Origin of the sequence: Alkalinema pantanalense CENA528 (assembly GCF_050753345.1) — a bacterium.
GTDB classification, from domain to species: Bacteria; Cyanobacteriota; Cyanobacteriia; order Leptolyngbyales; family Leptolyngbyaceae; genus Alkalinema; species Alkalinema pantanalense.
This window is the reverse complement of record NZ_JBLZFX010000073.1, coordinates 19265-30638: the sequence shown is the minus strand read 5'-3', so window position 1 is coordinate 30638 and position 11374 is coordinate 19265. Positions and strand designations below refer to the sequence as shown.

8 protein-coding genes are annotated in these 11374 nt (G+C 49.0%); 5 read left to right on the top strand and 3 right to left on the bottom strand.

Annotation, left to right across the window (positions count from 1 at the left end):
* The first annotated feature begins 142 nt into the window (after positions 1-142).
* From ACN4EG_RS19725 to ACN4EG_RS19715, 3 genes are all read left to right on the top strand, one after another.
* On the top strand, positions 143-2053 hold the full coding sequence (locus tag ACN4EG_RS19725; RefSeq protein ID WP_431631897.1) for an NACHT domain-containing protein: 1911 nt from the start codon (positions 143-145) through the stop codon (positions 2051-2053).
* A gap of 186 nt (positions 2054-2239) precedes the next feature.
* Positions 2240-2659 carry a DUF3119 family protein gene (locus tag ACN4EG_RS19720; protein WP_431631895.1) on the top strand — a complete coding sequence of 140 codons (420 nt, stop codon included), beginning with the start codon at positions 2240-2242 and terminating at the stop codon, positions 2657-2659.
* A 77-nt stretch (positions 2660-2736) separates the two neighbouring features.
* Positions 2737-3960 carry a DUF3086 domain-containing protein gene (locus ACN4EG_RS19715; protein ID WP_431631894.1) on the top strand — a complete coding sequence of 408 codons (1224 nt, stop codon included), beginning with the start codon at positions 2737-2739 and terminating at the stop codon, positions 3958-3960.
* A gap of 13 nt (positions 3961-3973) precedes the next feature.
* Here the strand turns inward: ACN4EG_RS19715 and ACN4EG_RS19710 are convergent, their stop codons facing one another.
* Positions 3974-4552, bottom strand: coding sequence for a Uma2 family endonuclease (locus ACN4EG_RS19710; protein WP_431631893.1), 579 nt, complete (start codon positions 4550-4552; stop codon positions 3974-3976).
* 250 nt (positions 4553-4802) lie between these two features.
* Between ACN4EG_RS19710 and plsY the strand changes: the two genes are divergently transcribed.
* Positions 4803-5570, top strand: coding sequence for a glycerol-3-phosphate 1-O-acyltransferase PlsY (gene plsY / locus ACN4EG_RS19705; protein WP_431631892.1), 768 nt, complete (start codon positions 4803-4805; stop codon positions 5568-5570).
* Positions 5571-5841: 271 nt separating this feature from the next.
* On the opposite strand, the gene scpB is transcribed toward plsY, so the two are convergent.
* On the bottom strand, positions 5842-6642 hold the full coding sequence (scpB, locus tag ACN4EG_RS19700) for an SMC-Scp complex subunit ScpB (RefSeq protein WP_431631891.1): 801 nt from the start codon (positions 6640-6642) through the stop codon (positions 5842-5844).
* 224 nt (positions 6643-6866) lie between these two features.
* The gene (locus tag ACN4EG_RS19695) at positions 6867-7925 is read right to left on the bottom strand and encodes an aromatic ring-hydroxylating dioxygenase subunit alpha (RefSeq protein ID WP_431631890.1); all 1059 of its coding nucleotides are present in this window, start codon (positions 7923-7925) and stop codon (positions 6867-6869) included.
* Between the two features lie 374 nt (positions 7926-8299).
* On the opposite strand from ACN4EG_RS19695, the gene glgP reads away from it, so the two are divergent.
* Positions 8300-10954, top strand: coding sequence for an alpha-glucan family phosphorylase (gene glgP, locus ACN4EG_RS19690; RefSeq protein WP_431631889.1), 2655 nt, complete (start codon positions 8300-8302; stop codon positions 10952-10954).
* Positions 10955-11374 lie beyond the last annotated feature (420 nt).

The following is an 11374-nucleotide window of genomic DNA, read 5'->3' as shown; positions in this document are numbered from 1 at the left end:
TGTACACTTTGCCCATACGATATTCCTACAAGAGTGGATTTCAGAACCAATCAGATCCTAAATCCATTCTCGCTCAAACTCACAAAATTAATCCTGACACTCCACTAGTTTTGCAGTAGCCAATGACCAGTCCCATCTCCTCATTCTTGGAAAACCGGGATCAGGCAAGACAATACTCCTCCAACAACTTGCCACGGCATGCTGTAACGGAAAATTTAAATCCGATTTAATTCCAGTTTGGATTGATCTCCGTCAAGTGGATCAGTCCAATTGGCATTTTCTATATTTTCTCCTGGTGGCGATGGATTTATGTGCCCCAACCCCGAATTCTCAAGAATGTATTCAGGCCAGAAATCAACTTAATTCTCTGCTGACCCAGGGAAAACTTCTGATTTTACTAGATGGTTTGGATGAGGTGCCCATTGCATTTCGTAAAAAGGTACAAGATCAAATCTGTTGGTTATTGCAACATCCAGTTTATCGAAAAAACCATGTAATTCTCAGTTGTCGAACTCCTTCGATCGGTCTTTTAAAAAATCACTTATTCACAAGCGTTAAAATTGCAGATTTAAACGATAGACAAGTTGAAAAATTTGTCAAAGTTTGGTTAAAAACAGCAATTGTTTCTCAAGATCAAATTGATCATCAGTGGCAATACTTTTTAAAACTGGTTGTCCATACTCTGGCTAACCAGAACCTAACGCCTACCCCACTTCTGCTCAACCTTGCCTGTTGGATTTTTGAAAATACTGGAGAGCTCCCCCACAAGGCTTCCCAATTCTATGAACAGGCGATCGAGTTACTGCTTGGCAATTGGCATCGGCAACCTCAAGATTCATCTAGCTTAGGCTCGAAGTTTTCCCAGCCTCAGATTTGCCAGAAGCTCACCGTTCACGATCGCAGGCAAATCTTGATGGAAATCGCGGTTCAAAAAATTGAGAATACCCCTAATTTTGTCCTATTTAATCAGTCAGAAATTGTCAATCATATTGCCCAAACCCTTCAGTTGAATCACTATCGTGATGGATTAGCGGTCTTGCATACGATCGCAGCCCAACCGGGACTTTTGACTGAGCAGGCCAATCATCAATGGTTCTTTTCTCATCTCACCTTTCAAGAATATTTCATTACACAATGGCTGTTGTCATTGCCCCTCACTCAACTGGCTGAAAAAATCACCAGTCAACCCTGGCAACAGACTATCGATCAAATTGTGCGCTCCCAGAAACAGGCCGATTCCTTGATCAATGTTATTAAACAAGCCATTGATCAAATGGTGGCTCAGGATAGTCAACTCCAAACCTTTCTCGATTGGGTCAATCAGAAAACAAATACCCTTGCAGCCTCCTACAAACCGGCTGCGGTGCGAATGTTTTATCTAGGCTTATCCCTGGCTCTGACTAGCGCTCCTAGCTGCGATCTGGCCCGTGCTCGTACCCTAGATGCCGCTTTAGCGATCGATGTCACGTTGGATTTGGATTTCGACTTCAATCTGGATTTAGACTTTGCCCTCGTCCGCGTTCTCGCCCGTGCCCTCGATTTTGACCTCGATCGTGCCCTGGCTTTAGCCCGTGCTCTCGCCCGTGCCCTCGATTGCACCTTGGCACTGGTTCATGCCCCAGCCCTTGCCTTAGATTGTGCCTTGGATTGTACGCTGGCGATCGACCTGATCCGCGCTTTGGACTGTGCCCTCGATTGCACCCGAACCCTTGCCCCTGAACTCACCTGTTACTTAGAACATCACAAAGCAGCTATTCTTGCCGCCGATCAGGGAGGAGTCGATACATTTTTAATTTGGTGGCAAACCTACGGCCAAATTTGGATAGAACAATTACGTTGGATGATGATTGAGTATCGCAACATCGGTCATGCTTGGCAATTTAATCGACAACAGCAAGAACGCCTCCAGCAATACGATCGTGCTAATCAGTTTCTTGTCCAATTGCTGAAAATTACAGGCGCAGTCAGTGAAGAAACTAGACACCAGATTGAAGCAACCCTGTTGCTCCCGATCGAGGTTATTCATCAATGCAGGACAGAATCCGCAAATTAGTCAGTGAGCCAAGCTATTTTGAATGACAAGATTCTTTACGCCCCCCTCCCAGCATTTCTGTCCGACTATCATCCGATTATCAGCGGATCCTAACCCATTGAACAAAAAAACTCCTGCGTAATTCAGGATCTCAGGTGATAGAGCAGGGTGATAGAGCAGTTAGGATAAGGATTAGCTAAACTTGCTATGGAACTGAACAAGGCGATCGCTGTGACCTCTGCAACTTCAACCCCCCAACCCACCGAAACCGTAGAACTTGCCCCCAGCTACAAAATTCCGATCGTGTTACTCCTAGCTGGATTTGCAGGGCTGTTTGTCCAAATTTGGGTCGGCCTACCGATCTTCGCCTTTGGCCTCTTTCTGTTAATTCAAACGGCCAGCCTACGCCTGACTTTTACGCCTACGGATCTAGATGTCTATCGCGGAGAAACTCGCATTCGTCGATTCCCCTACAGTGAGTGGCAAAACTGGGAAATTTTTTGGTCACCGATCCCGATTTTGTTCTATTTCAAGGAAGTCAACAGTATCCACTTTCTTCCCATTTTATTTAACCCACAACAATTGCGAGTCTGTCTAGAGCAGCGTTGTCCCAAAAGCACTCCTTAGCTTCACCCAGAGTTCCGTTCCGCAAATTTATTAAAATTGTTCTACTATAAAATTCCGGTTGTATGCCTTCCGACGCTATGCCTTCTGACCTTCCTTCCGACGAACTTCAGCCATTCAATCCGTCTAAACCCAATCCTGCGGCAGAGGTTGGTTCAGCATCCTCTGAAACGATGTCTAATTCCAGTAATGCTGAGCAGTCTGGACTTGAGCAATCTAGCTCTGAACCATTTCAGCTTGAGCCATCTGGTTTTGAAACGTTGCAGTCTGAGCAATCCGAGCCGGATGTTTTGGAACCCGTTGTCCAAGGTTTGGCCCAGGAGCAAGTGCGATTGAAAGCAGCCGTCCAGGCGCTGAAAGCAAACCTTGGGGATTTAGAAGCCAAGCGCGATCGCCTGCAAACGGAAATTGCCGAATCTCAGGATTACCTGGCGAAATTTGTCCAGGATACCTTGGGTGATCTGGAACGGCGTAAACACAAGCTCCACCTCTCGATCGAACAATTGGAACGGCGACAGGAACGGATTCGGGAAGAAATGCGGAGTACCTTTGCTGGGTCATCCCAAGAAGTTGCCATTCGGGTACAGAGCTTTAAGGATTACCTGGTCGGAAGCCTAGAGGATTTAGTGGCTGCGGCCCAAAAGTTGGAGATAGGCCGACCGGAACCGGAGATAGTGCCCTCGGCTCCGATGGGCTCCGACCGACCTTTGGCCATCGCCACAGCACCTGAAGTGTTAGAAGATCCCCAATTTTCTGAACCGTTGTACGAAAGACAAACGGAGAAAATTAAGCGGGTCATTGCGCTTTTTCGCAACGAGCCAGATTACTACGGCCCGACCTGGAAACTGCGACGCACCTTTGAATCCATCCATACAGAACGGGTGAATGATTGGTTCTTTACCCAAGGTGGTCGGGGATCCATTCGCAGTCTAGGATCTCGGTTACAAAATATTTTGGTGGCCTCAGCGGTCATTTCAATTTTGTATAACTTATACGGAGACAAGCTGCGTCCGTTGGTCTTAGCCAATAGCCCAGAACGCTTAGGAGAGTGGCGACGCGGGTTACAGGATTGCTTAGGGCTGCGGCGGGATGACTTCGGGGCCGATCGAGGCGTGACCTTGTTTGAAGCACCGGAACCGTTAATCTCGCGGGCCGATCGGCTCCAGAAAGATCAGAAGATGCCGCTAATTATCATCGACGAAACGGAGGAATCGGTGAACCTGGCTTTGCTCCAGTTTCCGCTGTGGCTAGCGTTTGCAGGCGATCCTCAAAAGCAAGTGGTTCAGCAAGCTTATTTTTACTAAACCGATCGCGTCACTACAGCGTTAAAATTCCCGCCAGATTTAATACAAATTCTGGCATCAGTTCCGTCGCTGATAGTTCTGTAGGCCGGCTGAGAACTTCGATCGGTTGGTTGGCGCGATAGATTTCTACGGTTTGCGTATCTGGATCAATCAACCAACCCAGTTGGCAGCCACTGTCTAAATATTCCTGCATCTTGAGCCGCAAGTCCTCAATTTCATCGGAGGGTGACTTTAACTCCACAACAAAATCGGGGCAGAGGGGAACCCATTTTTGGCGTTGTTCCGGCGTCAGCGCGTCCCAGCGAGATTGACTGATCCAGGCAGCATCCGGCGATCGAATCGCACCATTGGGCAACCGAAATCCGGTGGATGAATCAAAAGCCACCCCTAATTGAGCACGATCGCTCCAATTTTCTAACCGTGTAGAGAGTTTAATATTACGTCGTCCTGTTTCCCCGCCCGTCAACGACATAATGACCAGTCCTCCCCGGGCAGTGCGTTCAAACTTTAGGTCACGGTTATCGTGACAAATTTGCTCAAATTGGTCGTCCGTCAATTCAAGCGTGGGACGGAGATTAATGGTGACAACCATGGCTTGGATCTCCTAGGACAGGGCAGTGCGGTTATTCCTCAAGTTTAACCTGGAGGCATGGTAACCGCGCCCGCCTTACAGCGTGGGCCTGCACTGCCCTCCCCCGCAAATCGTCCCTGGGAAATCCCAAACAAATTGGCCCGAAGGTGAGACAATTTATCTCACCATGGATGCCTCAGGCTGTGTCACGCAGCCCAGGGCCATCCCTTGTAACTGGATGAATAACGCTGTTCTGACTTGGTGAATTACCATGACTGCTTGGTTGTTGGTTGCCTTAACCTTGGTGGTTGCTTACTTGTTGGGTGCGATTCCGACGGGATATTTATTTGGCAAATGGCTGAAGGGCATTGATATCCGTCAAGTGGGATCGGGATCAACGGGGGCGACCAATGTTTTACGCACCCTGGGGAAAAAAGCGGGGGCTACGGTCTTGGCGATCGATATTTTGAAGGGCGTTTTAGCGGTTTGTGCGGTCTACGGGCTGTATGCCTGGTTTGCCAAGACGAGTTGTCAACTGGATGATGCAAGCTGGCAAGCCATTAATGAAGCGACCAGCGCTTTTAATGCAGGTCAAGGGGTAACTGCCACGTTCCCCGAGCCACAAATGCAATGCCTGAAATTGGCCCTTGCGGCTCCTTGGGTGGTCGTGGGTGCAGGCTTGTTTGCAATTTTAGGTCATAGCAAATCCATTTGGTTGGGATTCACAGGTGGAAAATCCGTTGCGACCAGCTTGGGGGTGCTGTTGGCGATGAGCCCGATCGTGGGATTGAGTGCCTTTGGGGTGTTTCTGATTTCAATCACTCTGACCAGAATCGTTTCCATTAGCTCGATCGCGGCAACGGTTGCTGCAATGGTTTTAATGGTTGTCTTGCAGCAGCCGATTGCCTATTGCTTGTTAGCGATCGCGGGAGGAATTTATGTCATTTGGCGACATCGATCGAACATTCAACGATTGCTAGCGGGAACGGAACCAAAAATTGGACAGAAAGTTAAGGACAATGCAGAAACTTCCGTCTAGGAGAGCAATACCTAGTCAAAGCCCCTTGTCTCTTGACCATGATGTATACGATCGCTGTGGAGGTTAAGAACTCGTTGGTCATTCACCGCAGAATTTAAGACAAAAGGGGTCTTGCAATTGATAAGGGATTTGCAAAGAAATAATATCCCCTCTTCATTCCCCTACCCTTTTACGCTCCTACCCCTACCCAATTGGGATTTTATTTATGCGCTGCTCCCCTAGCGCATTTTTTAAATTAGTCTAAACTCCAGTCTATCGTTACGTATCTACCCTAATCATCCGTCCATTCGATCGCGGCTAGGGCTTCGTCGGATAACCTGGCAGGAACATCTGTGTCCACCGCGATCGCTATATTTTCGCCTACATTCTCAACTGCGTTACCATCGGCGTTTTCGTAGACCATATTCCCATCGGCCATATTCTCGCTAGCCAGCCCTTCCCCAGCCATCTCTTCGCCCACCCTTTCTTCAATGGCTGCGGCCCCATGGACTGCATTCTCTTCGTCTGCCGCATTCTCTCCTTTGGCTGATGTCGCTTTGCCCCCTGCCTTCGAGGCCGTGGCATTCTTTCCGGGACTTCCTGCGGCGTTGGCTAAGCGATCGAAATTGCCCTGAAGCTGATCCAGTTGGAAATACTGGTGAAATTTGTCCGTAACTTGCAGCCAGTACGATCGCCCATCCGATCGCCGACGCTTCCGCACAAACCCCTGCTCGACTAATTCCTGTACCTGCTGGTAGGCACTGGAACCCCGCAGATTAATCAATTCCGTTTGGACGATCGGCCCCTTCATGGCAATCACGGCCAAGGTTCGCAACGCCCCCACGCCAATATCTGCTGGAATAATAGACTGTACCAAGGTTTGATAGTCGCTGCGGAGTTGCAAGCAATAGCCATCCGGGGTTTCTGCCACCTCCAGTGCCGTTTCCCGGTGGGCAAAATCTGCCATCAATTCCAGCAGCCCTTCCTCTGCTGTCTCCCGCTCGCAGCCCGCGCATTCCGCAATCTCGTTGAGGGAGAGCGGTTGCGCCTTGAGATAGAGGATGGCTTCGATCGTGCAGGACAGTCGAGACATGGTAGGTTAAGGAACCGGTGAAAAGGCAGGTCAACGCAGGGCAAACAGGTGAGCCGAAATAGGTGAGCCGAAATCTAGTGAACCTCGATGGCTCTCTATTCTATCCAGTGATCGAGGTTTGGATCACAAATTTGCCCCCATTCTGCCCCATTTGCCCCTCCGATCCTCCTCACACCATCCATGAACCAGCACTTCCCGAAGCCTGCAAGGCGAATTCTCCAAAGCTAATTTCGGTTGGGGGAGTGGGCATTGAGGTACTGCTCATACTGCCTCACCATCAACCGTTGCACTGCAATAATGGCGGGATTGACTTCCACATAACGCCGCTGGCGATCGCTGATGTAATGGGCATACTCACTCTCGATCATTTCAATATCCTGCCGCAAAAATCGCATGAAAAATAGATTGCGAATCACAGGTTCCAAAACAGGCCGCAACGATTCCGTCAACCAGCGGGGAATGCGAACTTTAATGAACATGAGGGCAAACGATCGACTTTTCTGGGGGGAAACGGGTAGCCGCATCAGGTACAGGAAGGAAGTACCCTCCAGGGAATTGATGTAATTGGGATATTGGTAATTGACCGAGATTATGCGGGTGGTTGTTTTCGACGTTTCATTCAGCCCCAAAAACTTAGTCATCGGCCCTTCATAGGAGACGCGATAGTCCGCCCGCACGGTGTCCTGGGTTTCCTGCAACTTCAGCAACACCGGATCAAACCAGCCCTGCAAATTCTCATGCAAATAACCGTGGAACACATCCATGGTGTTTTCGTTACAAATCGTGTAATGGGCTTGAAATTCCGCGCCGATCGACACCATTAACCAATCCGGATCGCCATACTGGGGAATGTCAAGCATCGGCACCTGTTCAGCCAGTGCTGGATCGCCGGGAAACACAAAAATAATGCCGTAACGCTCACGAACGGGAAAGGTTTTGACACAGGCACGGGGTAATTTTTGTTCCGGCGGAAAATAAGGAATCTTGGTACATTGTCCCGCTTCAAATTCCCAACCATGGTAGGGACATACGATCGCATCTCCCTGCACTTTTCCCTTATGCAGAGCCACACCCTTGTGGGGACAGATATCTTCAACCGCCTGCACAATGCCTTGGCTGTCCCGATAGAGCGCGATTTCCTGATGCCACAGCATGATGGGAAGAATTTTGTGGGGTGGCAATTCCTTCGCCCAAGCCACCGCATACCAATGGTCGGCATTAATTCCAATTTCGCGTACCCGATTTTGCACCGTTTGCCCGGTCAGCGTAGTCGCCAATTCCATCAAATCTCACTCCTTCCGAGATTCATCTAATATTCACTTTACGGTTTCATCTGATATTCAGATTTATCCCAGGTTAACAATAGGTTATGCGATTTCATCCTGACTTTCATTAAATCCTAAACGTTTTGTCATTTACTTTTTGCCATAAATGGACTGTATCATCTGTTTACTCAGTACGTTTTTCAGATTTATTCAGATCCATTTGGGTCTATTTAGTTTTATTGCGTAAATTCTGCTATGGGATTGCCATTGTACAAGGGTATTTCTCTGAGAGATTTACATTTCTAAATCCATTTCAAAAACACTGTTAAGCTTATCTCAGAAACGCAAAAATCCCCTTCACAATGGGAGTAATCTGCAATCGAGGTGATTTTATGCGTCCGATTCGAACCTTTAACGTTTCCCCTTCCCTCCCCGCTAAGCTAGAACCCCTCCGCACCCTGGCCTATAACCTATACTGGGATTGGAATTTGGAAACCAGGGATCTGTTCCGCCGCCTCGATGCAGATCTGTGGGAGTCTAGCCGCCACAATCCAGTACTCATGCTCGGTACCGTGAGCCAGGAACGGTTACAGGACGTTGCCGATGATGAAGGATTTTTAGCGCAAATGGAACGGGCATCCCTGCAACTGGAAGCTTACCTTACAGAACGAACCTGGTATCGCAAGCATCGATCTCAGACCTTGCCTGCCATTATCAACCATAGACAGTCCGTCGAAGATAATCATCGATCGGCTCCGGAATGCTATGCCTATTTTTCCGCTGAATTTGGTTTGACGGATTGTTTGCCAATTTATTCAGGTGGTTTAGGAATTTTAGCGGGTGATCACCTGAAATCGGCCAGTGATCTAGGTCTACCCCTCGTAGGCGTAGGATTACTCTATCAAGAAGGGTATTTTGCCCAATATCTTAATGCCGATGGCTGGCAGCAGGAGCGCTATCCCATTAATGACTTCTACAACATGCCCCTTCATTTAGAACGGGATGGGGACGATCGGGAATTACGCATCGAAGTAGAGTATCCCGGTAGAGTGGTCTACGCGCGGGTGTGGCGGGTGCAAGTCGGCACGGTGCCGTTGTATTTACTGGATACTAATATTGAACCGAACAATTCCTACGATCACGACATCACCGATGAACTCTATGGCGGTGATGTGGACATGCGGATTGATCAGGAAGTCATGCTGGGGGTAGGGGGCGTGAAAATGCTGCAAGCCCTAGGTTACCAGCCCACGGTCTATCATATGAATGAAGGGCATTCTGCGTTCCTAGCACTGGAACGGATGCGGGTGATGGTGCAGGACTCAGGGCTCTCCTTTTCGGAAGCGTGGGCCGTGGCAAAAGCGAGTCAAGTCTTTACGACCCATACCCCGGTTCCCGCCGGAATTGATCTCTTTGCGCCGGATAAAGTGATGCATGCGCTGGGCGATCGCTATGCCCAGGTGTTTGGACTATCGCGGGAAGAATTTCTGTCCCTGGGACGGGTGAAAACGGGGGATTTTACCGAGCCCTTCAGTATGGCAGTGCTGGCAATTAAGATGGCGAGTTTTGTCAATGGTGTCAGTCAACTCCATGGCCAAGTATCTCGTCAAATGTTTCAGGAACTCTGGCCGGATTTACCCGTAGATGAAGTACCAATTACGGCCATTACCAATGGAGTGCATGGTCGCAGTTGTGCCGCGAAGATGATGCAAGAGCTATACAGCCGTTACCTCGGCCCCCAATGGGCGGATGCTGCGGCTCACAGGTCGCTGTGGGCGAAGGTTAACTCAATTCCCGATGAGGAACTGTGGCGTACCCATGAGCGTTGTCGATTGGATTTAATTCTCTTTGTTCGGGCGAGATTGGCGAGAATGCTCCGCGATCGCTCGGCCTCTAGCCATGAGTTGCTCCAAGCGGAGGAAGTGTTAGATCCCACAGCATTGACGATCGGATTTGCCCGACGCTTTGCCACCTATAAGCGAGCGACATTGTTCCTCCGGGATCTCGATCGAATTCGTCAAATTATCCTAGGCAAACCCCATCACCCACTCCATAACCATAACCATAGTCATAACCATAAACGAAATGTGCAATTTGTAATTGCGGGGAAAGCCCATCCCAAGGATATTCCTGGCAAAGAACTGATTCGGGATGTGATTCACTTTGCCCGCACCGAAGGCATGCATACCCATGTTGTATTCATTCCAGACTACGATATTCACGTTGCACGGCTGATGGTGGCGGGCTGTGATGTCTGGTTGAATACGCCGCGTCGCCCCCACGAGGCATCCGGAACCAGTGGCATGAAAGCTGCCATGAACGGCTTGCCGAATCTGAGCATCCCCGATGGTTGGTGGGATGAAGCGGATCAGATCCAAACCGGCTGGTCGATCGGTCAAGGGGAAGACTACGACGACGAAAGTTATCAAGACGACGTGGAGGCGAATGCCTTATATAACCTCTTGGAGCAGGAAGTGGTACCGCTGTTCTACGATCGGGATGAAGACGATCTGCCCCGGAAATGGATCGCCAAAATGAAGGATACCATTCGCCTCAATGTGCCCCGGTTTAACACGACAAGAATGGTAGCCGATTACGCGACCCAAGCCTATTTCCCCGCCAGCGATCGCTCCCAAAATCTCACTGCGCAGGAATTCAAGCCTGCGAAAGAATTAGCAGAATGGCAAAACAAGCTGCAAAGCCATTGGTACAACATCCGTATTGAAGATATCGAAGTTTCTGAAAGCACCGATATTCAGGTCGATCAAGCGATCGCGGTCAAAGCGAAATTGCGACTCAATGGCTTTACTTCCCACGATGTGCAGGTCGAAATTTACCAAGGTTCGCTCAATGATCAAGGGGAGATTGTGAACGGTCAACCCGTGGCCATGGAATTTGAAGGTAAGGACGATCAGGGGAATAGTCTTTTTAGTGGACAAATTACTTACCATACCAGTGGCCTACAGGGATTCTCCCTGCGAATTCTGCCCTACCATGAAAATCTGGGTAGTCCCTACGATCTGGGTTTGATTCTTTGGGCTAAGTAGACAGCGATCGAAGTGGTCTGAGATCGCAGGGGTCTATCAAGAGGTTAGTGAAGGAGTTCATCCTTTACAAAACTGTTTCATTCATTTTCTTCGTCCGTTTGAAGGTGACCCACTAGTCGTGGAGTTGGGGATATATCGGCTTGGGGAACAGCGCATAAATAAAACCCCAATTGTGGGTAGGGGTAGGAGCGTAAAAGGGTAGGAGGGTAGGGGAATGAAGAGGGGATATTATTTCTTTGCAAATCCCTTGGAATGATTAAGCCGCAGTAGTTTCACCACAAACTCATGGGCCCACCGCCAACTTATGTGTCTATCACAAACTCATGGGCCTATCATGAGCTTTTGCGCAGAACCACTTTTTCCTATTCTGTAACAATCCTAAAGAAAATCTATAGTTTGATCAAGTTCGACAATAGATCG